The 22830-nt window shown below is 67.4% G+C and carries 24 protein-coding genes; 5 read left to right on the forward strand and 19 right to left on the reverse strand.

Annotation, left to right across the window (positions count from 1 at the left end; all coding sequences use genetic code 11):
* Window positions 1-20: 20 nt before the first annotated feature.
* On the forward strand, window positions 21-305 hold the full coding sequence (locus tag A9310_RS08615) for a GIY-YIG nuclease family protein (protein WP_065630217.1): 285 nt from the start codon (window positions 21-23) through the stop codon (window positions 303-305).
* Between the two features lie 243 nt (window positions 306-548).
* Here the strand turns inward: A9310_RS08615 and A9310_RS08620 are convergent, their stop codons facing one another.
* From A9310_RS08620 to A9310_RS08645, 6 genes are all read right to left on the reverse strand, one after another.
* The gene (locus tag A9310_RS08620; protein ID WP_065630218.1) at window positions 549-917 is read right to left on the reverse strand and encodes a Rieske (2Fe-2S) protein; all 369 of its coding nucleotides are present in this window, start codon (window positions 915-917) and stop codon (window positions 549-551) included.
* A complete protein-coding gene (gene nirB / locus A9310_RS08625; RefSeq protein WP_065630219.1) occupies window positions 914-3421 on the reverse strand; it encodes a nitrite reductase large subunit NirB in 2508 nt (835 codons plus the stop codon). Before nirB ends, A9310_RS08620 begins: the two co-directional genes overlap by 4 nt.
* Window positions 3421-3768: a molybdopterin oxidoreductase gene (locus A9310_RS08630; protein WP_065630247.1), complete on the reverse strand. Its 348-nt coding sequence runs from the start codon at window positions 3766-3768 to the stop codon at window positions 3421-3423. The genes nirB and A9310_RS08630 overlap by 1 nt, the downstream gene beginning before the upstream one ends.
* 117 nt (window positions 3769-3885) lie before the next feature.
* Entirely contained in the window at window positions 3886-4236 is a 351-nt protein-coding gene (locus A9310_RS08635) for a DUF2834 domain-containing protein (RefSeq protein ID WP_065630220.1), read from the reverse strand.
* Between the two features lie 79 nt (window positions 4237-4315).
* Entirely contained in the window at window positions 4316-5935 is a 1620-nt protein-coding gene (locus A9310_RS08640; RefSeq protein ID WP_065630221.1) for an FAD-dependent oxidoreductase, read from the reverse strand.
* Window positions 5935-6858, reverse strand: a complete 924-nt coding sequence (locus A9310_RS08645; protein WP_065630222.1) for a diiron oxygenase — start codon at window positions 6856-6858, stop codon at window positions 5935-5937. Before A9310_RS08645 ends, A9310_RS08640 begins: the two co-directional genes overlap by 1 nt.
* A 193-nt stretch (window positions 6859-7051) precedes the next feature.
* Between A9310_RS08645 and A9310_RS08650 the strand changes: the two genes are divergently transcribed.
* Together A9310_RS08650 and A9310_RS08655 are read left to right on the forward strand one after the other, a co-directional pair.
* Window positions 7052-7822 (forward strand): SDR family oxidoreductase, encoded by a 771-nt coding sequence (locus A9310_RS08650; protein WP_065630223.1) that lies wholly within the window; start codon window positions 7052-7054, stop codon window positions 7820-7822.
* Window positions 7823-7934: 112 nt separating this feature from the next.
* Complete coding sequence (locus A9310_RS08655) at window positions 7935-8873, forward strand: hypothetical protein (RefSeq protein WP_254661204.1); 939 nt, start codon at window positions 7935-7937, stop codon at window positions 8871-8873.
* A gap of 82 nt (window positions 8874-8955) precedes the next feature.
* Here A9310_RS08655 and A9310_RS08660 read toward each other — a convergent pair whose 3' ends face one another.
* The 4 genes from A9310_RS08660 to A9310_RS08675 form a co-directional block, all read right to left on the reverse strand.
* Window positions 8956-9564, reverse strand: coding sequence for a trimeric intracellular cation channel family protein (locus A9310_RS08660; RefSeq protein ID WP_065630225.1), 609 nt, complete (start codon window positions 9562-9564; stop codon window positions 8956-8958).
* 118 nt (window positions 9565-9682) lie between these two features.
* Window positions 9683-9856, reverse strand: a complete 174-nt coding sequence (gene rpmF, locus A9310_RS08665; RefSeq protein ID WP_004020060.1) for a 50S ribosomal protein L32 — start codon at window positions 9854-9856, stop codon at window positions 9683-9685.
* Window positions 9857-10036: 180 nt separating this feature from the next.
* Window positions 10037-10966 carry a DUF4190 domain-containing protein gene (locus A9310_RS25850; protein ID WP_065630226.1) on the reverse strand — a complete coding sequence of 310 codons (930 nt, stop codon included), beginning with the start codon at window positions 10964-10966 and terminating at the stop codon, window positions 10037-10039.
* A gap of 151 nt (window positions 10967-11117) precedes the next feature.
* On the reverse strand, window positions 11118-11867 hold the full coding sequence (locus A9310_RS08675) for a DUF4190 domain-containing protein (RefSeq protein ID WP_065630227.1): 750 nt from the start codon (window positions 11865-11867) through the stop codon (window positions 11118-11120).
* Window positions 11868-11928: 61 nt separating this feature from the next.
* On the opposite strand from A9310_RS08675, the gene A9310_RS08680 reads away from it, so the two are divergent.
* Entirely contained in the window at window positions 11929-12864 is a 936-nt protein-coding gene (locus tag A9310_RS08680) for an AEC family transporter (protein WP_065630228.1), read from the forward strand.
* Window positions 12865-12870: 6 nt separating this feature from the next.
* On the opposite strand, the gene A9310_RS08685 is transcribed toward A9310_RS08680, so the two are convergent.
* A complete protein-coding gene (locus tag A9310_RS08685) occupies window positions 12871-13509 on the reverse strand; it encodes a DUF1707 domain-containing protein (protein ID WP_175401102.1) in 639 nt (212 codons plus the stop codon).
* Between the two features lie 194 nt (window positions 13510-13703).
* On the opposite strand from A9310_RS08685, the gene A9310_RS08690 reads away from it, so the two are divergent.
* Window positions 13704-14354 carry a hypothetical protein gene (locus tag A9310_RS08690; protein ID WP_065630229.1) on the forward strand — a complete coding sequence of 217 codons (651 nt, stop codon included), beginning with the start codon at window positions 13704-13706 and terminating at the stop codon, window positions 14352-14354.
* A 60-nt stretch (window positions 14355-14414) separates the two neighbouring features.
* Here A9310_RS08690 and A9310_RS08695 read toward each other — a convergent pair whose 3' ends face one another.
* From A9310_RS08695 to A9310_RS08730, 8 genes are all read right to left on the reverse strand, one after another.
* Entirely contained in the window at window positions 14415-16418 is a 2004-nt protein-coding gene (locus tag A9310_RS08695) for a VWA domain-containing protein (protein WP_065630230.1), read from the reverse strand.
* Window positions 16419-16560: 142 nt separating this feature from the next.
* Window positions 16561-18039: a sigma 54-interacting transcriptional regulator gene (locus A9310_RS08700; protein ID WP_058251515.1), complete on the reverse strand. Its 1479-nt coding sequence runs from the start codon at window positions 18037-18039 to the stop codon at window positions 16561-16563.
* Window positions 18008-18616: a maleylpyruvate isomerase N-terminal domain-containing protein gene (locus A9310_RS08705; RefSeq protein ID WP_065630249.1), complete on the reverse strand. Its 609-nt coding sequence runs from the start codon at window positions 18614-18616 to the stop codon at window positions 18008-18010. Before A9310_RS08705 ends, A9310_RS08700 begins: the two co-directional genes overlap by 32 nt.
* Before the next feature lie 11 nt (window positions 18617-18627).
* Window positions 18628-19122, reverse strand: a complete 495-nt coding sequence (locus tag A9310_RS08710; protein WP_065630231.1) for an SRPBCC domain-containing protein — start codon at window positions 19120-19122, stop codon at window positions 18628-18630.
* Window positions 19119-19514 (reverse strand): helix-turn-helix transcriptional regulator, encoded by a 396-nt coding sequence (locus A9310_RS08715; RefSeq protein ID WP_065630232.1) that lies wholly within the window; start codon window positions 19512-19514, stop codon window positions 19119-19121. The genes A9310_RS08710 and A9310_RS08715 overlap by 4 nt, the downstream gene beginning before the upstream one ends.
* 177 nt (window positions 19515-19691) lie before the next feature.
* Window positions 19692-20597 carry a TauD/TfdA family dioxygenase gene (locus A9310_RS08720; RefSeq protein ID WP_065630233.1) on the reverse strand — a complete coding sequence of 302 codons (906 nt, stop codon included), beginning with the start codon at window positions 20595-20597 and terminating at the stop codon, window positions 19692-19694.
* Window positions 20598-20932: 335 nt separating this feature from the next.
* The gene (locus A9310_RS08725; protein WP_065630234.1) at window positions 20933-21775 is read right to left on the reverse strand and encodes an ABC transporter ATP-binding protein; all 843 of its coding nucleotides are present in this window, start codon (window positions 21773-21775) and stop codon (window positions 20933-20935) included.
* Entirely contained in the window at window positions 21756-22829 is a 1074-nt protein-coding gene (locus A9310_RS08730; protein ID WP_065630250.1) for an ABC transporter substrate-binding protein, read from the reverse strand. Before A9310_RS08730 ends, A9310_RS08725 begins: the two co-directional genes overlap by 20 nt.
* Window position 22830 lies beyond the last annotated feature (1 nt).

Genomic DNA, 22830 nt, shown 5'->3' on the forward strand with positions numbered 1-22830 from the left:
GAACCCTCGACGATACTGCGATGGCATGGGTATACATCCTCGAGTGCGCGGACGGGAAGTACTACGTCGGAAGCACGCGCGACCTCGACAATCGGTTACGCCAACACAGCTCGGCGCAGGTTGGTTTCACTGCTCACCGCCAGCCGGTGAGGCTGGCGTGGTCGGTTGAACTGTCACTGGACGACGCCTACGCGATCGAGCGACGAATTCACGGCTGGTCTCGTGCGAAGAAGAAGGCACTGATCGACGGCGATATCGATCTACTTCGCGCCCGGGCAGGGCGCAGGGGCGGTCGCCCACGCTGACATTGACACGAGGCTTTGTGAACAGTTGTGCAGGAGAGAGCTCCCCGTGCCGTCACCAGCCCTTCGAGGCTCGTCGCTGTCGCTCCTCACACCTCCGGGTCTCCGGGCTGACGGACGTCGTGGGCCACGAAAGACCACTCCTGGGCGACCGAACTCATGCTCCCTGAGGTGCGAGCGAAGCGAGCCACGAAGGGCTCCGCAACGCCTCTCACCAGGCCCTTCGTGGCTCGTCGCTATCGCTCCTCACACCTCAGGGAGCATTCGTTTGTCACCAACGCCCGCAGGAGCACCCAACCAGACGACGATGTCCCCGTCCCGGTCCTCGACGCGGTAGACGCCGATGGAGTCGATACCGTCCGAGGTGCATCGGCCATCGGCCAGTTCGAAGGCGTACTGGTGCAACGGACACACGACCTTGCCCAGATCGAACTGGCCGTCGGCGAGCGGTCCCCCGCGATGCGGGCAGACGGCGTCGGTGGCGCGCAGGGTCCCGTCGGTCAGGCGGAACACCGCGATCTGCCTGTCTTGCATCGCATATGCGCGGCTCTCGCCGACCTGCAGGTCGTCCAGTTGCCCCACGACGACGCCGGCGTCTGCCGACACGCTGGTCATCGGACCGGCACCCGGGGCAGCGGCAGCAGCGGAAGCGCCGAGGTGAACTGCGCGGGCGATTTGGGTTCGGCGCGGTCCAGCCAGGGATCGACGTAGGCCTCGACCGCGGCGTCGATCCCCTCCTGCAACCCGGCGACCAGTCCGTCACGGTCGTCGACGATGATCGCGCGGAGTTCCTCGATGCCGATGCGCGGTACGAATGCGTACGTCCGCTCCAGCCACTTGCCCTGCTCGCGGTAGTACTGGATGAAGATGCCGCACAACCGGATCACCTCGTCGGCCGAATCCACGGTGGCCAGCAGGTCGCCCTTGCGGATGTGCGCGCCGGCGGCGCCACCGACGTAGATCTCCCACTTGCCGTCACCGATCGCGACCACGCCGAAATCCTTGCACAGCGCCTCGGCGCAATTGCGCGGACACCCGGTCACCGCGAGCTTGAGCTTCGCCGGCGACTCCAGACCCTGGTAGCGCGTCTCGATGTCGATGCCGAGCTGCGTCGAGTCGCCGAGACCGAATCGGCAATAGTCGGTGCCGACACAGGTTTTGACCGTCCGGAAGCTCTTGCCGTACGCGTACCCCGACGGCATGCCGAGATCTTCCCAGACCTTCGGCAGGTCTTCCTTCTTCACGCCGAGCAGATCGAGTCGCTGCCCACCGGTCGCCTTGATCATCGGGATCGAGTACTTCTCCGCGACGTCGGCGATCTTGCGCAACTGCTCGGGTGAGGTCACCCCGCCCTTCATCTGGGGCACCACCGAGAAGGTGCCGTCACGCTGGATGTTCGCGTGCACCCGGTCGTTGACGAACAATGCACCGGGTTCGCGTTTCCACTCCGAGCCCCAGATGATCCGCAACAGCGAGGCGAGCGGCATCTTCGCCGTCGCGTCCTCGCCGCCGGGTGCGAGCTTGTCGAACACCTCGCTGACCGACCGCAGGTCCTGCCGTCGGATGGCATCTATCAGTTCGGGTTTCGTCAGCGGGATGGCCGGGACGTACCAATCGGCGGACGCGTCGGCGGTGAGCTCGTCCCCCGCTGCGAGCTCGACGATGTCGGCGACAAGCCCCTTGCAGGAACCACATCCTTTGCCGGCGCGGGTCTTCGCGCACACCTCGCCGACGCTCGTGCATCCCGACGCCACGCAGGCCACGATGTCGCCCTTGGTGACCCCGTTGCAGTTGCACACCTGCACGTCGTCGGCGAGCTCGGCCGCCCCGGTCTCGGCGCTGGGGGTGCCCAGGTCGAACAGCATCGAGATGCGTTCGTCGGGAAGCGGTACCTTGTCGTCGAAGGCCTGCGTGAGGAAGTTGACCTTCGAGATGTCGCCCAGCAGCATCGCTCCGATGAGCTTGTTGTCACGGACCACGACGCTCTTGTAGACGCCGTTGCGTGGTTCGTAGAACTGGACGAATTCGTCGTCCTCGCGTTCCGGTCCCTTGACCCCCATGGCCGCGACGTCGACACCGGCGACCTTCAACTTGGTGGTCAGTCGCGAACCATGGTATTCGGCAGCCGGATTCGCGCCGGTGAGGACGTCGGCGAGCACGACTGCCTGCTCCCACAGCGGTGCGACGAGACCGTACACCTCACTGCGGTGCTGCGCGCACTCCCCGACCGCGTAGATGAAGGCCTCGTCCTCGCAACGCATCTGGTCGTCGACGACGATGCCGCGCTCGACGACCAGACCTGCGCCGCGGGCGATCTCGACGTTGGGACGAATGCCGGCCGTCACCACGATCATGTCGGCGGGCAGCGAATCGCCGTCGGTGAAACCGACTCCCGCGACGGTCCCGTCGTCGTTGCGCAACACCGCCGTCGTCCGCTTGCCGGTGTGGACACCGACCCCCAGCGCCTCGATCTGGTTGCGCAGCACCTTGCCGCCGCGCTCGTCGAGTTGCTGGTTCATCAGGTGCCCGGGCGAGTGCACGACGTCGACGGCCACACCCTGGGTTTGCAGTCCGTAGGCGGCTTCGAGTCCGAGCAACCCGCCGCCGATCACCACCGCGCGCACGTTGTCGCGAGACTCGGCCATCTGCAGCATGCCGTTCGTGTCCTCGATGGTGCGGAAGCCGAACACGCCGCGTGCGAGCCGGCCGTCGGACTCGCGGAGTCCGTCCATGTTGGGGAAGAACGTGTGGGACCCGGTCGCGATGATCAGCACGTCGAATTCGATGACCCGTCCGCTCGCGCAGGTCACCGTCTTGGCGAACCGATCGATCGACTCGGCGCGATCACCGGAGTGGAGCGTGACGTCGTTCTCCCGGTACCACGCCATCGGGTTGAGCATGAGGTCGTCGTCGTCGACCGCGGTCTCCCCGGCCAGCACGTGGCTGAGCATGATCCGGTTGTAGTTCCCGTACGGCTCGTCGCCGATCATGGTGATGGCGAACTGTTCCCGGCCGCCGCGGGAGATGATCTCCTCCACGGTGCGCGCGCCGGCCATGCCGTTGCCGACCACGACCAACCGACGCGTGGGAACCGGCGGCGTCACGTGCTCGTCCCCCATCAGAAGATGACCATCCCGAAGTCGACGACGACCTCACCGCTCGCGCCCTCCGGCGCGGCGAGGAGGAGCTCCAGCGTGGTGTCGGGTTCCACGTCTTCGACGACCCGCAACGGCACGTTGACCGACGACCTCGCGCCCATCGGGAACATCCGCATCGGCGTGCCGTCGCGAACCAGGGTCACACAGATGAGTTCGTCGCAGCTGTTGCCGCCGCGAAAGTACAACGGCTGAGCCGTCATCCCGGGCGGGACGACGAAGGTCAGCGACGCATCGATCGGTCCCGGCTTCGACAGGCCCGACCCGGAGAACGCGTAGACACCCTGCAGGAATTGTGGAGTGCTCGACATGCCGCCACTATCCGCGAGGCGCATGAAATGCGACTTGCCTCGGTGTTACGGCGACGTTGTCTGGTTCTCACCGGCCCGGCCCGCCCGCGAGAGCGCCAGCGGGCGCGCGCGACGCCGCTACCGCGACCCCAGCGCACGCTCCCGGGCGAGGAAGAAGAACGGGATCGCGGTGGCGATGCCGACGCCGAAGGTCAGCACGACCGACGCCAGCCACCACGGCAGGATGCGCAGGCGGCGGGCCTCCGCGAGCGCCCACACGTGGAAGCCGATGACGACGAACGTCAGGTCGACCATCGCGAACCGTCCGGGCGTCGTCTTCAGGATGTCCCCCACGAAGAAGTCCTTGACCGACCCCGGCCCGTTCTGTCGTACGTAGGGGATCGCGATGGCGTTCTGCGTGACCAGCGCGGACAGGAAAACGAGGAACAATGATCGCTCTCGCCACTTCTGGTCGGAATCGGTCGTCATCAGGCCCTCCTCGACGCGTCGGAACCTCGATGGTGGCACGGCAGAGCGGCACCCCGGCCCGAAACCGGAGCGGTGGCCGTCAGGTCCGACGCCATCCCGCGGCGCCCACCATCTCGGCGACCTGGGTGAACTTCACACGGGGCCGGCCCTGTTCGAGGCCGCGACGCCGTTCGCGACGGTCGATGGCCCGCATCCCGCGGTAGCCGATCACCGTCCGGACGCGTGTGCGCACCAACGCACCGAAGGCTCCGGGCTCGCGTTCGGTCCGCGGCAGCCGGCCCGCCGCGGCGTCGGCGATGAAGTCCTCGACGGTCCGCGTCGCGCACATCTTGTTGGCGCCGATGCCGCCGCTGGGTCCGCGCTTGGCCCAGCCGAGCACATATCCGCCCGGCACGATCGCACCTGTCTCGTCGACGAGGCGGCCGTCGACGTTGCTGAAGACGCCGCGCGCGTCGTCGAAGGTGAGACCCGGGATCGGGGTGGAGCGATAGCCGATCGAGCGCACCACGAGATCGGTGGCGACGTGGTGACGCCCCTCCCCCGTGCGCACCGTGATCGACTCGACCTGCGAATCACCGGTGATCTCCTCGGGACTCCTGTGGAACAGGAACACGATCCGCCGGCGCTTCGGGTCGGCGGGATGACGGAACCGGGCGAGATCGGCACATTCGGCGTCCTCGATCACCTCGACCTCGACACCCGGGATCTCCGACAGCGCACGGTATTCGGCCGCGGTGTAGGCCGCGGACGCCTGGTCGCGACGGCCCAGCAGCACCACTTCGTGGACATTCTGCTCGGCGAGCAGTTCGAGCGCACGGTCGGCGATGTCGGTGGTGGCCAACAAATCCGGCGGGGACACGAGGATTCGCGCGACGTCGAGGGCCACGTTGCCCGTACCGACCACGACCGCTCGACCCGTCGCCGGGTCGTCGGCGGTTCCGCGGCGCAGCGGTGGCCCGGCATCGACACCGGGCACGCCGTTGTACCAGGCGACCAGATCGGTGGCCGACGTCGAACCCGGAAGGTCCTCACCCGGAATTCCCAGGCGCCGTGACTCACTGGCACCGACCGCGTAGAACACCGCGTCGAAATGCTCCGCGAGTTCGGCCGGGGTGATCTGGTCGGCGCCGTCCCCGATGGTCACATTGGTCAGCATCGTGACGCGCGGGTCGCGGTAGAGCAGGTCGAACCCGCGGAGCACGCCCTTGGTGCCCGGGTGGTCCGGGGCGACGCCGGCGCGCACGAGCCCGCCGGGAGTGGGGAGTTTGTCGATGACGGTGACCTGCGCCTCGGTGCGGTCGAGCAGCGTGCGCAGGGCGTACCCGCCGGAGGGACCCGTTCCGACCAGCGCGACCCGAAGTCCCGCAGGCAGTTTCGGCACGTCCGGATAAGTGATCGACGACGCGGAGTCGTCACCGATGGGCGCCCAGCCCGAGCGAACCTCCGGGTTGATCTTGTAGTAGTCCGCGTTGATGTCGATGAAGACCTTGTCCCGGGTGCCGAGTTTGTCCGCCGGGTAGATGGCGTCGACGGGGCAGGCATCGGCGCATGCGCCGCAATCGATGCACGCCTCGGGGTCGATGTGCAGGATGTCGGAGCTGCCGAAGCCGCGCTCCTCGGGTGTCGGATGGATGCAGTTGACCGGGCACACGGCGACGCATGCTGCGTCACTGCAACACGATTGGGTGATGACGAACATCAGAGCATGTGCGCTTTCCGGTAGTACCGCATGGCGGGCTTGGTCAGCAGTCCGACCTCGTCGAGGAATTCCATGAGGTGCGCGCAGCTGCTGCGGATCATCGAGTGGAAGTGCGAGTTGGTGCGCATCTCCCGGACCGCGCGGTCGACGTCGAGTCCGGCGTCGGCAAAGGCCTTGGGCTGCACCAGACTCGTCACGATGAAGTAGGCGCCGACGGCGACCGCGAACGCACTGAACTGGCGGCGCGCCCAGCTGACGCCCTCCAGGGAGTCACGCACCTCTTCGCGCGCGAACTTCATGTGGCGCGATTCCTCGAGCACATGGATCTCGTTGACCGTGCGGATGAAGTCGAGCACGCGGTCGTCGCGCATGCAGCCGCGCTGGAAGACGTCCAGGACCTCTTCGGCGACCAGGATGCCGGCGTAGGCGACCTCGTTCTTCGCGGTCTGCATGAAGATCTTGCCGAGGCGCGAGACCTTCTTCGACGGGTGGTAGGAGGCACCGACCATCTTCTCCGACGCCTTGGCGAACATCAGCGAGTGCCGGCACTCGTCGGCGACCTCGGTGAGCGCGAACTGGAATTCCGAACCGTGGTAGTCGCCGAGGTACTGGTCGCGGATGACCATCTCCTGCAGGATCATCTCGAACCAGATCCCGATGTTCATGATCGAGGCGAACTCGTGGCGCGTCACCGAGATCCGCTGTTCCTCGGTGAGCTCGTCCCAGTACGCGGTCCCGTACAGCGACGACCATTCCGGACTGCACCCGTACTTGGTGGGGTCCATCGGCTTCGACCAGTCGATCTCGGTCATCGCGTTGCGCGACAGCCGGGCGGCCGACGCCAACAGCCGTGCCGAGACCTCTTCGGTGCCCTGGTCCCGGAGACTGATGACATTCTCGGATCGTTCCATCGCGGCGGTCATTAAGAACTCGCTTCCCGGTCGTCGTCGATCGTGACAATGATCGATGTAATGACAATGCGTGTTGTCAAGATAGCACCGCCGTGCGACCGAGTAAACGAATCGACGAATATACTCACCGGTAAGTTCAGCGCCGAGGATCGTCCTCGCAGGTCAGCGGCGTCGAAGCCGTCCGTTCAGTTGCAAGGAGTTCTCCATGCCCTCCATCTTCATCACCGGCGGCGCTGCCGGAATCGGTCTCGCCACCGCGGAGCGTTTCGGCCGCGACGGGTGGACAGTCGGCGTCTACGACGTCGATGCCGACGCGCTGGCGAAGGTGAAGGCCGACCATCCCGACTTCATCACCGGCACCCTCGACGTCCGCGAGCCGGAGCAGTGGGCCGATGCCCTCGCCGAGTTCACCTCTCACACCGGCGGCACGCTCGACGTCCTCGACAACAATGCCGGCATCCTCCACGAGGGCCAGATCGACCACATCACGCCGGACCAGATCAAGCGTCAGATCGACATCGACGCCCTCGGCGTCGCGCTCGGTGCCCAGGCCGCATACCCGTACCTGAAGAAGACGCCGGGCGCGCACCTGGTGAACATCGGATCGGCGTCGGCGATCTACGGCCAGCCCGGCATCGCGGTCTACTCGGCGACCAAGTTCTTCGTCGCGGGCCTGACCGAGGCGCTCGAACTGGAATGGGAGCACGACGACATCCGCGTCGTCAGCATCTGGCCCCTGTGGGCGAAGACCGCCCTCGCCACCGGCGGCGCCAAATCGACGAAGACCCTGGGCATCCGGATCACCCCCGAACAGGTCGCCGAGAAGATCTGGGAGTCGGTGCACCCGACCCGTCAGGACAGACTGCTGCACCGCACCAGCTACTCCGTCGGCGCGCAGACCCTGTTCCTGCAGAACGCCGCCAAGTTCATCCCGAACTTCCTGAACCGGGCGGTCAACAAGTACATCGCGCAGTAGTCCACCCCCACTCGCAAACCCACCCCTTTTCCGTAGATCCACCGCGCTCGGACCGGGTGGGTTTACGGAGAAGGGGTGGGTTTGTCGGAACGTGGGTCCGGACGGCGCATTCATGCGTCTGATTCGTATGGACCTACCCACCGATCCGCATGGCCTGATTCTCCGCAAAGAAGCCGCCGGCACCCACATCAGCGATGAACAGTTGCAGCACATGGTCGGCAACAAGACCCTCGTGCGGCTCTGGCCGGGCGCGTTGGCCGACTTCACCGCGGTCAGCGAACTCCAGGCAGTCGAGAAGCACCGCTTGACCGTCATTGCTGCGGCAAGGGCCGGACGACCCGGTCGGATCTTCAGTCACGCTTCGTCAGCTGCCATGCACAGGTTGCCGATGCTGTGGCCCGACCTGTCGCAGGTCCATGTGACGTCGCCGAAAGTCGGGAAACGGGCCAAGCACATCGTCAGACATCAGGCCACCGTCAAGCCGCAGGACATCGACGTCATCGACGGGGTCACGGTGACATCCATCGAGCGCACGGCATGTGATGTCGCCCGACTGGGAACCAACCGGCAGGCCCTCGCGGTGCTCGACGCCGCGCTTCGACGTGACGCCGATCCGGACCGGATGAGACAGATCCTCGACTCGTGCCGAGGATTCAAGGGGGTCGAGATGCTCCGACGCGCGCTGGCACACGCGAACGCATCGTCGGAGAGCATCGGCGAATCCCTCAGTCGCGCCGTCATGCTCGAGTTCCCCGACCTGCCGACACCACGACAGCAGGTCAAGATCTTCGACGACCACGGCGTGTTCATCGCTCGCGTCGACTTCCTGCTGGCGAACAGGGTGATCGGCGAATTCGACGGCATGATCAAGTACAGCGGCGGCCTGGGCGACGAGCCCGCGTGGCAGACGGTGGTCGAAGAGAAGGCGCGTGAGGACAGGCTGCGCGCGCAGGGGTACACCGTCGTGCGGTGGACATGGCCGGACCTCGCCGACAAGGCGCGCTTCTACGCGCAGATCCAGAAGGCGCTTCGACTCGGCGGCGTCGAGTGACCCGCAAACCCACCCCTTTTCCGTAGATCCACCGCGCTCGGACCGGGTGGGTTCACGGAGAAAGGGTGGGTATGCGGGAAGGTCAGCGTCGTGCGGTCGGGAGCCGCAGCGCGAACCGAAGGCTCACCAGGCGCAGCGCGGTCGCGAGGACAGATCCGACGACGAGCCAGATCCAGTGCGCCGCCGAGGTGTACGTCGCGCCGACCGCGACGATGGCGGCACCGAGTACCGCGGGTACGGCGTAGAGGTCGGCGGGTGTGAGGAGGAGCGGGATCTCGTTCGAGATCATGTCGCGGAGCACGCCGCCACCCACCGCGGTGAGGAGCCCGACGGTCGTCGCGGCGAACGGGCTCGCCCCGACGTCGAGGGCGATGCTCGCACCCGTGGCCGCGAAGAGCCCCATCCCGAATGCGTCGAGCACGAGTATCGACCGGTGCAGTGCCGTGAAGGCGGGATGGAAGAAGAAGACGACGAGGCCGGCGACAGTTGCGGTGACGATGGGACCCCACCCGCTGATCGACGCGGGCGGGGTGATCCCCAGCAGGACGTCGCGCAATACGCCACCGCCGACCCCGGTGAGCACGCCGACGGTGATGATCCCCCACATGTCGAAGTCCTTGCGGACCCCGAGCATCGCCCCCGACGCCGCGAACACCGCGATACCCGCGAAGTTGAGCACGTCGAGCACCACGAGATCACCTCGCTATCCGGGGACAGGCCAGTCGGTCAGCACGCGAATGACCGCCCCGGGCGAGCCAGGGGCGGTCATCGGTATGACAGTGCGGCGCCGGTACGGCGACCGAACGAGGCTAGCGACGATCCAGGTCGATGAGGCCGGCGCGAGCCGCCTTGACCAGTCGACGCGGAATCCGCACGGGGACGCCGTTCACCTTCTCTTCTTGCAGTGCGGGGTTTTCCGCCTTCCACTGCGAACGACGGCTACGGGTGTTCGCCCGCGACATCCGGCGCTTCGGTACAGCCATGGTTGAGCCCTTCTCCTACTGTGGTCTGCGTGGCCGGTGGTGACGCCTGGCATCACTGGATCGGCCCCATCAGTGCACCCCTCGACCCGGCGCGGCCGCGGCACACAACCCGACCAGACTACCTGGCGAGGACGCCCGATTCCAAAATGGCCGATCCGCACTTGCCCGGGGCCGCCTACTTCAGAGGTAGCCCCACGGCGATCGGAGGTCGGTCGACGCGATGGCCACCCAGTATGCAACCCACACGACGATGATGAACGCCCCGATGATGACCGCGGTGAGCGCCACCCCATCACCGGTCTGCCTGCCACCCGACGCCGCGATCTGTCTCCGCGCGACGATGCCGAGCACCAGCCCGACGAGGCCGCCGACCCCGACGCACAGGAGACCCAGCAGGGAGGCCACCAGGGCGGCCACGGCCAGTTTGTTGGTCGACGGGCCGTCGGCGTCGACGGGCCGGCCGCCTTCGGGGCGGGAGTCGGCGGATGCCGATTCCGCGGATCGGGCATCACCGGCCGTGGCGAACGGTTGCCCGGGCCGGCCCGGGGGCGGACCCTGCGGGGGCTGACCGTACCCCGGCGGGGGGCCGTATCCCGGCCGGCCGGGGCCGGGTTGCCCCTGACCCGGCGGTCCGTAACCCTGCGGTTGTCCGTAGCCCTGCTGTCCGTAACCCTGCTGCTGACCGAATCCCGGCCGGGGAGGTGGTGAGGCTTGTCCCGGTGGCGGTCCCGCCGGGGACCGCGTCGAGATCACGCGCGTGGCGTCGTAACCGGACGGGGCCGGGCCACCCGGACCCCCGGGGCCACTGGGCGCGGGTGGCGGCGGAACCGGCTGTGCAGCGGACGGATTCGACGGTCCACCGGTGCGGATGACCCGGGTGACGCCGTCGGCCGGACTGTGCGACTCGGGGATCTCCGTGTCATCCGGTCCGGCCCCGGGGGTCGAGGTCACCGGCACCGAGTCCGGCACCGCGTCGGGGACCGCCGCCTTCTGGGTCGGTTCCCACGGCGACGGGTCGGTTGCCGAGGTGTCCGAAGGTGGGCCGGACGGTGGGGATTGCGGTGCCTGGGCCGGATCCGTCGGATCGCTACCCCCGGTCGGAGTGGTCATCGGATGCCTTTCACAAGCTGTGCCGCAGCGGGACAACGCGGGGAGATGCGTGCACGACCAACCGGCCGTGCATCACGCACAGCTTAGTGAGAAAGGGCTCCGAACTGGGCCGGAGTCGATGAACACGACCCCGGATCGGCCCGATATTCGTTCAGTAGTAGTAGGTGGAGGAGCTCGTGTCGCCGGCGACGATCAGGACGATGAACAGAACGGCCCACACCACGCCACCGACGATGGCGAGCGCGCCGGTGATGATCCCGGCCAGGCCCATCCCCGAACCACTCTGCGTGCCACCGGACTGTTCGATGTCCCGTCGCGCCATGAACCCCAGCACGACGGCCGCGATGCCGACCGGTATCGACAGGAAGAACGAGAAGAACAAGCAGGCGATCAGCGAGACGACGCCGACGATGCCACAGATGAGGGCCGCGATCGCCTTGCCGTTGGTCTTCTGCGGCGGCGCGTATCCGTAACCGCCGCCGTAGGGTGCCGCGCTGTAGGGGTTCTGCGACCCGTACGCGCCGCCGTACGCCGGCGCCTGGTAGGGATCGTTGACCTGACCGTAGGACCCACCCGGCGGCTGTGCGTAGGGATCCTGGCTCGGCGTCCCGTAGCCCTGGTTGCCGGCCGGCGATCCGTACGGACTCTGCCCGTACTGCTCCTGACCGTACGGGTTCTGACCGTAGGCGTTCTGGCCGTAGGCGTTCTGGCCGTAGGGGTCCGACGACGGACCCGGCTGGTAGGTCTGGCCGTATTCGGTCGGCGCGTACTCCGGTGCGGCACCCTGGCCCTGGTCACCCTTGGAGAGGTTGGGACCCGAGTTGCCCGAGGACCCCGAGCTCGGCACCGTACCCCAGTCGTCCTGGCCCTGGCCCGAGCCCTGTCCCGGTGGATAACTCACGCACAACCCCCATGTAGATCCGACACGATGTGTTCACCAGCCTAACGATTAGACTCAACCGGTGTCTGGCGTCATCTCCGGCTTCACGGTGATCTTCATTGTAGTCGGGGTGGGATATCTCCTCGGGCGCACGCGTGTCATCGGCGACCACGCCCACGAAGTCCTTTCCCGCCTGGTGTTCTTCGTCTTCACACCGGCGCTGCTGTTCCACTCCATGGTCACCTCCGATCTGTCGGTCGTCTTCTCCTCGACGCTGGTGATCGCGGGCGGCAGCGCGTTTCTGATCGGTGCGGTGTACGTCGTCGTCGCCAAACTGTGGTTTCGACGCGCGGTTCCCGAACTCGTGATCGGCGGCCTGTCGTCGTCGTATGTCAACAGCGTCAATCTGGGTCTTCCGATCGCGATCTTCGTTCTCGACGACGCGTCGTTCATCGCGCCGCTGCTGCTGTTCCAGATCCTGATCTACTCACCGATCGCGTTGCTCGCGCTGGATCTCACCGCGCTGGACCGGGATTCGGGAAGATCGCTGCTGCGGGACTCGCTCGTCGCGCCGATCACCAATCCGATCGTCGTCGGCGGACTCGCCGGTCTGTCGGTCTCGCTGATCGGCTGGAGCCCGCCCGCGGCCGTGATGTCCCCGCTGAAGATGCTCGGTGACGCCTCCGTGCCGGCGGCGCTGCTGGCATTCGGCTTGTCGCTCACCGGCGTCGCGGTGTTCAAGAAGGGTGCGAGCCCCCGCCGCGACATCGCACTGGCAAGCGTGCTGAAGATGATCGTCATGCCGCTGGCCGTCTACGCCATCGCCCGTTGGGGATTCGGGCAGACCGGCGAGGCGTTGTTCGCGCAGGTGGTCATCGCGGCGTTGCCGACCGCACAGAATGTCCTGGTGTACGCGACCCGTTACCGGCGCGGCCAGATCCTCGCCCGGGACACGGCACTGATCACGACGCTCACGTCGATACCCATCATCATGATCATCGCCCTGCTGCTCGCCTGAACTTCCTCAGGCGTCGGGCTCCTCCCGGGGCACGTACTTGACGTCGACGCCGCCCATCAGCGCCAGTCCGGTCACCCGTACCACCGGCGCGCCGGGCCGGGACGCCTTCTGCGACCGCCCGCTGAATCCGCCCATGATGCCCAGTCCCCCGATCTCGACGGTCACTCCGTCGGGCATCTTGATCTCGACCCCGCCCATGATCGCCACGCACTGGACCGTCAGCACCGGCGCGGTGAACTCCACCTCGCGAAGGTCCAGTTCGACCCCGCCCATGATGGCGGTGGCGGTGAGTTGATCAGCGACCACCGCCGTCCCGGACAGCTCGCTCCCGGACATGATGGCCAACCGGTGGCGGACGGCCGTGTCCGCGCTGCCGCCCGTCACCCGCGGGCCCGGGGACAGGCTGGCCGCAGGCATGGCGACGCCGAGCTGTGCCACCGGGAGATCGTCGGTCAGGGCGTCGAGGTCACCAAAGGTCTTGGCGAGGACCGCTTTTCCGGCTCGCTCCTCGTACTCGACCGGAGACAGGCTGCCGTGCGCCATGGCGGCGGAGAGGATCTCGTGGACCAGTTCGCGGTCCGCATCCGCAGCGCGGAGTCGGGCACGCCGGTCGTCGGGCATCGGTGAATCGCCGGGTTGGGTCACGTCTGGAAACCCTAGTTGTCCGAGTCCGGCACGACCACCCTGATCTTTCCCCGGAGACGACCCCGAGGAGTCGTCGGGCCGGTACCTCGCACCGACGACGCCCTCCGGCCAACTGCCCGACGAAAGACCCGGCCGAGCGGCATAATCCAACACGTCCGGGCGGGACGGCCGACCGGCGTACATCGGAGGCGAACATGAGTCAGCCCTACGATCCGGGCCAGTCCCCGTACGGCCAACCGAACCATCAGCAGTCGCCCTTCCCCGGCAGCGGTCACCCGCCATCGGGCGGCTACGGACAACCCGCGTACCCGGGCTACCCGCCGCCGCCCGCCCCGCGCAAGGACCGGGCCGGGTTGCGACGGTGGGGCAAGATCCTGACCCTGCTCGGTGTGCTGATCCTGGTCCTGTCGGTCACCGTCGGGGTGGTCATGGCGATCGCCGGTATCGGGAACGTGGCCGACAAGGCGTTCGAGGTCAACCCCACCGCCGAGCAGTACTACGACGCCGGTGACGAGTTCCAGTTGTTCAGCAGCAGCACGAACGGCGTACCCGCCTGCGAGATCACCGGTCCCGCTGCGCTGGCGTCGGGTACGAACTCGACGACCGAGTTCACCTTCGACGGTTCCGGGGTCGAATCGTTCGATTCGTTCGAGGTCGTGGAATCCGGCACCTACTCGTTCCAGTGCGATTCGCCGGCCGTCGTCGCATCCATCGACGCGTCCGGCATCCTCAGCGGTGTCGGCGGCCTGCTGCTCGCAGTCGTCGGCGGTGGATTCGGCGGCCTGCTCGCACTGGTGGGCATCGTGCTCTGGATCATCGCCGGCCGAAAGCCGAAGACCGTCTGACATTCTCGCGCCGACACATTCGCGCCGACGTCGCCGCGGCGCTCATCGACGGGGCGTCGATCAGCCGCGCCGACGCCCCTTCCGGGCCCGCAGATAGTCGCCGACCACGGCGGCGCCGAGACCGTCGACGTCCGGCGCCACCACGCGTCCGCCGATCCGGCGGGCGATCTGATCCATGAAGTGGGCCAGCCCGGGATCCTCGCCGAGACGGAAGAACGTGACCTGGGCGCCGATTCGCGCGACATGGTCGAGTTCCCGAACCGTCAGCGCGATGGTCTGCGGGTGCGGCGGATAGAAGAAGAACGGTTCCCCACTCGGATCGAGATGCGCGGTCGGCTCTCCGTCGGTGACCACGAGGACCACCGGCTGCGCATTCGGGAACCGCCGGAGGTGCCGCTGGGCGAGCAACAGTGCGTGATGCAGGTTGGTCCCCTGCTCCATCCGCGGTTGCAGACCGGTGAGCTCGGCGATGTCGATCAACCGCGCATACCTTCCGAACGCGATGAGGTGGAGTTCGTCGCTGCGGAAGCGTGTGGAGATCAGATGATTGAGGGCGATCGCGGTGCGCTTCATCGGCGTCCAGCGGCCCTCCATCTCCATAGAGAAGGACGTGTCCACGAGCAAGACCACCGCTGCCTGCGTACGACTCTCGGTCTCCGAGACCTCGACGTCGCGGACGTCGATACGCACTCCCGATCGCGCCATCTCCGACGTCGCGAGCGCCGGTTCGTGTGTCTCGGACACGGTGCGCAGCAACGCATTCGACACGGTCCGGGTGACGTCCCAGGGGTCGGTGTCGCCGAATTCCCACTCCCGGGAAGCGCCGGTCGGCTCGCCGAGCAGTCCGGTCTGGCGGGTCTGGCGATCGCCCCGGCGGCCCGACAGCTGCTCGGCGATGTCGCGGAAGATCGACTGACCGAGCTGGCGCATCGCTTTCGGACTCAGCCGGAGCTGACCGTCTGCGGTGCGGTCGAAGAAGCCCTGCTCGGACAGCGCCTTCTCGAGCTCGGCCAGCATTCTCGCGTCGACCGCCGCGTCGCCGCCGAGCTGCCGGGCGAGCGCGTCGAGATCGATGTCGTCCATCTGCGCGCCGGCATACTGCTGTGACAGCTGCTCGGAGAGCGCCTCGAGTTCGGAGATGTCGCGTAGTGCCGCGGCCCCCTCGCCCAGTCCCATCGGCTGGTCGCCGGAGAACGACTGCGCGTCGTCCCAGTCCAGACCCGGTCGAGCCGCCCGGAGCTGCGAATCCATCTGCGCCAGTTGGTTCATGAGGTCCGGCGACCCGAACGCCTGCTGCGCCAGCTGGTCGAGCTCGGCGCGCTGCTCGGGGGTCAGCGAGTTGTAGAACTGTTGGGCCGCGGCCGCGCGCTGGGCGAGGGAATCGATGAGTTCCTCGGTGTTGCGCGGGTTCTCCGGGAAGAACTCACCGTGCTTGGCCATGAACTCGTCGAATGCCTCGGTGGTGTCCTCGCCCCGGTTGTGCGCGGCGAGGAGCTCGTTGAGGTCGCCGAGCATCTCCGAGATTCGTTGCCGATCCTGCTCGTTCGCCCCCTCGAGCGCTTCCTTCATGCCGGCGAAGCGCTGGTCGAGCAATTCCCGGCCGAGCAAGTCCTTGATCTTGTCGTAGTCCTCACGCGCCTGCGGACTGCGCCAGTTGTACTCCGACAGTTCTTCGACGGCCTGGGCGGTCGACGGCGGCAGACTCCCGATCTGCATCTCGGCGAAGCGGGCGTCGTCGTCGAGATCACGCGCGAGTTGCTTGCGCTCCTCGAGTACCGCACGGTCGAGGAGTTCGCGGATCTCGGCGAAGGTGCCGTCGAGGTTGCGCTTTTTCAGCAGTTCCTGCCGGCGACGGTTGATCTGCTCGCGCAACTTGTCGAGTCCGCGCATGTTCGGTGTCCCGCGACGCAGCAGTTCTCGGAGCGCCCGCTGCGGCGACGCGCCGGCCATGACATCGTCGCCGATCGTCTCCAACGCCTCGCGCAGATCGACCGGCGGCGCGAGCGGATCGGGGCCGCCGCTGTACCGCTGGTAGCGCGAACGGTGAAAGCTCTTGCGCGCCATGTGTTCTCCTCGTTTGTCGCGAACCCTTCGTGGCTCGTCGCTAACGCTCCTCGCACCTCAGGGAGCAAAGGCGGTTCCTGCACTCTCGCTCTCGCAGCGAGCCCCTGCCCCCTGAGGTGCGAGCGAAGCGAGCCACGAAGGGTCACCCGTAGATGGTCTGCCCGGTCTCGTCGGCCTCCTTGCCGATCCGTCGGGCGAGGAAGAGTCCCTCGAGCGCTAGCTCGACCGCGCTGGCACGCTCCCCGTCCGAGTCCGCTTCGAGGCGCTCGGCGATCTGGTCGAGAACGCCGGACGTGGTGTCCGGCGACGGGATGGAACCCAGCAGGTCGTCGGCACGCACCCGGTCGCCGGTGACCACCGGTTCGCCGTTCTCGAGGGCGGCGACGAGCGGCGCCATGTCGACGCCGCCGAGGTGGGCACGCACCGCGTCGGCGATGGACTTGCGCATCAGGTGCTCGAGGATCTCGAGTTCCCGGCCCTCTTCGCCGGACTCGAACTCGATCTTGCCGCGCAGCACCTCGATCACCGACTCGAGATCGACCACGCGTGCCACCGCCTGGTCCTCGCCCGTCACCGTCGCCCGGTGAAGCGCCGCGGCCGCAACGGTTTCGGCACCGGCGATCGAGAAGCGGGCGGAAACTCCCGATCGCTGGTCGATCGACGGGTGGTCACGGGCGTAGCGGGTGAACCGCGCCAGGATCTCGGTGATGAAGGTCGGGACGCTGGCGGTCAGATCCGCCTCCTGCTCGATCACCGACACCTCGTCGTCGAGCTCGAGCGGGTAGTGCGTCCGGATCTCGGCGCCGAAGCGGTCCTTGAGCGGGGTGATGATCCGGCCGCGGTTGGTGTAGTCCTCGGGGTTGGCACTGGCCATCACCAGGACGTCGAGCGGCAGTCGCAGGGTGTACCCGCGGACCTGGATGTCGCGCTCCTCCATCACGTTCAGCATCGACACCTGGATGCGCTCGGCGAGGTCGGGCAGCTCGTTGATGGCCACGATGCCGCGGTGCGAGCGCGGGATGAGCCCGAAGTGGATCGTCTCCGGGTCGCCGAGGCTGCGACCCTCGGCGACCTTCATCGGGTCGATGTCACCGACGAGGTCGGCCACGGAGGTGTCCGGCGTGGCCAGCTTCTCGCTGTAGCGCTGCGAACGGTGACGCCACTCGATCGGCAGATCGTCGAGCAGGTTGGCGGCCTTCCGAATCGACCCGGGGGTGATGGGTTCGTAGGGATGCTCGGCCAGCTCGGAACCCGCGATGACCGGCGTCCACTCGTCGAGGAGCCCGACGAGGGTGCGCAGGATGCGGGTCTTGCCCTGGCCGCGCTCGCCGAGCATGACGACGTCGTGGCCGGCGATCAGCGCCCGTTCCAACTGCGGGATGACGGTCGCCTCGAAGCCCACGATGCCCGGCCAGGGGTCGCGCCCCTCGCGGAGTGCGGACAGGAGGTTGTTGCGGATCTCGTCGCGCACACTGCGCTGCACGTGACCGCTGGCACGCAGTTCACCCAGGGTTCGGGGTGACGGATGCCGGGTTTCGGTCGACTGGGAGCCATGCGTGGTGAAGTTGTCGTCTGGCACCTCATCGAGGCTACTCCGCGTTGTCGAGCGCGTGCTCGTCATCACTCCTCGTCGCCGGCGTCCACCGCGGGTCCCGGCCGATGAATCCCATGAGGCGACTCACCGGGTCGGCATCGGCGTCCACCTCGACCTTCGGACCGTACTGACCCGAATTGCGGAGGATGTCGTCGATGGACGCCATGCCCTCGAGCAGTTGTCCGGCGAATCCGGGGTCGAGGTCGGGGGTGACGCCCTGGGATCGGGCGAGATCCCACGTGTGCATGTACACGTCGGCGGTGTAGAACCGGTCGATTGCCTCGACGAGTCGATGCTCGCCCGCCATCGGGTGGGTGAACGTGTCCTCGGCGGTCGGTCCGTCGAGGAGTGCCTGCACCGAGGCGGCGTGCTGTGACCACGCCCCGGCCGGGTCGTCGGCGACAGCGGGTCCCGCGGGCAGGGCCACCCCACCGGCGGTGAGGAAGCCGGTGAACCAGTCGACGAGGTGGGCCACGACGTCGCGTGCCACCCACCCGTCGACCGGCGTGGGCGCCTCCCAGTCGCGGACGTCGGCGATGGCCTCCGCGAAGTCGGAGGCCACCTCTCGGTGACGCGACGATGCATCCAGTTCCGGCAGGGTCACGCCGGACACGATCAGATCTCGCCCTCGGTGAGCATGCGGTCGAGTGCGGCGTATCCCTCGTTCACGCCGACCTCCATGCCCGAGGCGAGCCAACCGTCGCGCGCTTCGAAGCTGTCGCACAGGGATTGGGCGTGGAGCCGCGTCGTGCCGTCGCCCAGATCCTCGAACCACAGGGTCTCCAGCGACACCGCATCGGGCATGTCGAGGAAGGTGAACGTCTGCACGATCTTGTCTTCGCCCACGGTGTGGAAGCACCCGCGGAATCCGAACTCCTGCCCCTCGTGGGTGGAGACATAGCTCCAGCTGCCGCCGTCGCGGACATCCCACTCGATGACCCGGCTGCTGATCGCGTCCGGCCCGACCCACCGGACGAAGAGTTCGGGGTCGGTGTGGGCCTTCATCAGCTGGGCGGGAGTTCCGCGGAAGTCGCGGGTGATCCGGATGAGGGGGACCTCTTTGTCGGCCTCGATGGCGGCCTCGGGATAGCGGGTCTGCGTTGCGGTCATGACACCTTTCCTTCCTTGTGGAGTGGTTGTTCGACCTCGGGGTCCGACACCGTCGGATGCTGGGCCTCGGGGCCGTCGTTCATCTCGGCGAGCAACGCGTCGAGGCGCTGGTAGCGCTCCTCCGCCCGCTTCCGGTACCGCTCGATCCATGTGGTCATGAGGTCGAACACCTCTGCTTCCAGATGGACCGGACGGGTTTGGGCCTCCCGGGTTCGGGTCACCAGGCCGGCATCCTGCAGCACCTTCAGGTGCTTCGAGACGGCCTGGATGCTGACGTCGTACGGTTCGGCGAGTTGGCTGACCGTCGCATCCGAGACCGCCAGCCGCGCAACCATGTCGCGCCGCGTCGGGTCCGCGAGTGCGGCGAACACCTTGGACAACTCGTCTGCCATCCGACCTCCTCAACCGTTTGGTTGAATACGATGGTGCGCCGGATCGTCGACCTTGTCAACCCCTCGGTTGAATAAGCTGGTCCCGGCTCGTGGACGACGCACTGAGCGGCATACGAGAACTCCCACCGCCGGCCGGGTGGCCGATGGTGGGAGTTCGGGATCGTCGGGAGGTTGCGGTCAGGCAGGTCCGATGGGCGCCTCGCCGCGCAGGGTGATCCGGTGCATCACCCGGCGGGCGTCGCCGTAGTCGCGGTTCGCGTAGTGCAGCGTGTTCCGGTTGTCCCAGAGGACGAGATCGCCGAGACGCCAACGGTGCCGGACGATGTGTTCGGGCTTGGTGAGGTGTGCGTAGAGCAGGTCGAGGATGCCGCGGCTCTCCGCCTCGGAGACGCCGTCGATGTGCGACGTGAAACCGGGATTGACGAACAACGACTTCCGGCCCGTCTCGGGATGGATGCGCACCACCGGGTGGGTGACCGGCACCAGCTCGGTGACCTCCTCACCGTCCCAGGTGTTGCCGCGGCCGTTGCGTCGTTGCTTGAGGTAGTAGCCGAATTCGCGGTTGCCGTCGTGTACCGCGCTGAGTCCGTCGATCATCCGCCGGACCGGTTCCGACAGCGACTGGTACGCGAGCTCGGCGTCCGCCCAGTTGGTGTCACCGCCGTTGCGCGGTAACACAACCGGACGCAGGATCGAGCCCATCGGCGGACGCGGCATGAAGGTGACATCGGTGTGCCACACGTCGGCGAAGCCGTTGTCGGCGCTGTCGAGCGAGTAGACCTCGCCGGGGACGTCGCCGCTGTTCCACACCGGATGCCCGAAGGTCAGGTCTCCCAGCCGGTTTCCGAACCGGATGTGCGCCGCGTCGTCGAGGTGCTGATCGCGCAGGACGATGACCTTGTAGTCGATCAGCGCCTGCCGAAGCGCGGCGACCTGCGCATCGGAAGCGGACGCGACGTCGACGCCGCGGATCTCGGCGCCGAAACTCGGGCCGAACTCGTCGATGTCGAATTCGACTCCGCCGGAGATGGTTCCGGCGTCAGGACGGTGCGTGGTGGCGACGGGGTGAGAGGTGGTGGTCATGAGGATTGTTCTCCAGGTCGATGCAGGCGGGGGTCGGAGCGGGGTGCGCCGGCGGCGAACCGTGGTGCGATCCGTCCGCCCAGTTCATCGAGTGGAGGGTGCCCTGGTGTCCGCTGACCGAACCGAACGCGCCTCGCGTATTTCCGCTGGTTGAGCCGGCGAGGAGCGGAGCCGCCGGGCCGAGCAAGCGACGAAGGAGCGCGTCGAGGTCGACGAGCCGAGTCGAAGCCACTGCGGTGGCGGACGACGCTGGAACGGAGGACACCCCCACTTTCTAACCGCCCGCCGCGCCACCGGACAGGGTTGAGCCCACGCTGAGGAAAAGGTCCGGCCACTCATGCGACCGCGACGTCCTTCACCTCGGCATCTTTCACGGCGGCCTCCTTCACCGCGGCACCGATCTCGGCGCGCAGGGCGGCGTATTCGGGTGAACCGCGCAGTTCGTCGGGTTCGACGCCGGTGCGCGGCAACGTCGAGGTGAGGTCCAGTGCGATCCGTCCCGGTCGCTTGGTGAGCACGATGATCCGACTCCCCAGGAACGCGGCCTCGTCGGCGCTGTGGGTGACGAAGACGTTGGTGCGTCCGCTGTCCGCGCTCACCGCCCGCACATCCTCCTGCAACCGTTCCCGAGTCAGTGCGTCCAGCGCCGCGAACGGCTCGTCGAGCAGCAACAACGGCGTATCGGCCGCCAGCGCACGGGCGATGGCCACGCGCTGCTGTTGCCCGCCGGAGATCTCCCAGATGCGCCGGCCGGCGGTGTCGTCCAGACCGACGCGGTCGAGGAGTTCGGCGCGGCGTGCCGCCCGTTCGGACTTGGGGACCTTCGCATACTTGAGCGCGAGATCGACGTTGCCGCCCACCGTCTTCCACGGGAACAGGCGCGGTTGCTGGAAGACGACCCCGGAGGTCACCCCGGGCACCGGGGCGGCTCCAGACACCTCCACCCTCCCCGCCGTCGCGGGTTCGAACCCGGCGATCAGTCGCAGGAGGGTGGACTTGCCGCATCCGGAAGCACCCACCAGCACCAGGAACTCGCCCGGCGGGACGTCCAGGTCGACCGGGCCGACCGCGGTCACGGCGTCAGCACCTGTCCCGTACCTCTGGGACACGTTGTGCAGACGGATCGAGCCGCGGCGCCCCTCGGGTCGGTCCGGCGGACTACTGCTGTTCGAGGACACCCGGCAATCCCTCTGTGTAGATGGCCTCGCGGAAGGTCTCGATCGGCGGTGCGGCCGGGATCTGCTGCTGCTCGGCGAGGAACACCGCCGCGCTGTGCAGGTTCTCGGAGAGATTGCCCGGGTTGCCCTGGGTACCGAGCCACGTCGGACTGGTCAGCTCCGCGACGGTGAGGAAGGTGCCCTGCCTCAACTGGTTGGCCGCATCTTCCGGGGTCGTGCCCAGCTGCGCGGCGACGGCGTCGGCAGCGGCCTGCGGGTCGTCCTTGATCAGGTTGAGCGCGCGGGCCTGGACCTGCCGCCAGGTGTTCACGACCTCCGGGTTCGCCGTCGCGAACTCACTGGAGACCACACCGAGGTCGAGCGTGGGCTTGCCCGCGGTGGCCAACTGCCGGCTGGCGATGAGAGTCGTTCCGTCCTGGCGCAATTCGTCGAGCGTGGGCAACCAGGTGTAGACCGCGTCGACGTCGCCTCGCTGCCAGGCCGCCAGCGAGGCCTGCGGCTGCAGATCGATCAGGTCCACGTCCTTCGGGTTCACGCCGGCCTGGTTCAGGGCGGCGAGCAGGCTGTAGTGAGCGGTGGACGCGAACGCTGTCGCGACCCGCTTGCCTTTGAGATCGGCGACGGTCTCGATGCCGGTTCCGTTGCGCGCGACAAGGGCCTCGTTGTCGCCGGCGACGTCGAGCACGAAGGCCACCTGGTACGGGATGTTCAGCGGCGCGGACAGTCCGCGGGCCACGGGGCTGGACCCGATGGCGGCGAAGTCGACCTCTTTGGCGACGAACGCGGTATTGATGTCGGCACCGGAGTCGAACTTGGTCCACTTGATGTTGTAGTCCGGCAGCGCTTCTTCGAACCACCCGTTGTTCTTGACGATCAGGTCGCCGCTCGGGAACGACTGGTAGGCAAGCCGGATCGTCGGCTTGCTGTCGTCTCCGGAGTTGTCGACCGAGCAACCGGCGAGCACCAGCGCCACTGCGGCGATCATCCCGAGCACCGCACCGAAGCGCGACCGGCGCAGCCGGTACGAACCGGCCCTCTTGCGTGTGATTGTCATG

The sequence above is a fragment of the Gordonia sp. UCD-TK1 genome, assembly GCF_001691435.1.
Lineage (GTDB): Bacteria > Actinomycetota > Actinomycetes > Mycobacteriales > Mycobacteriaceae > Gordonia > Gordonia hongkongensis.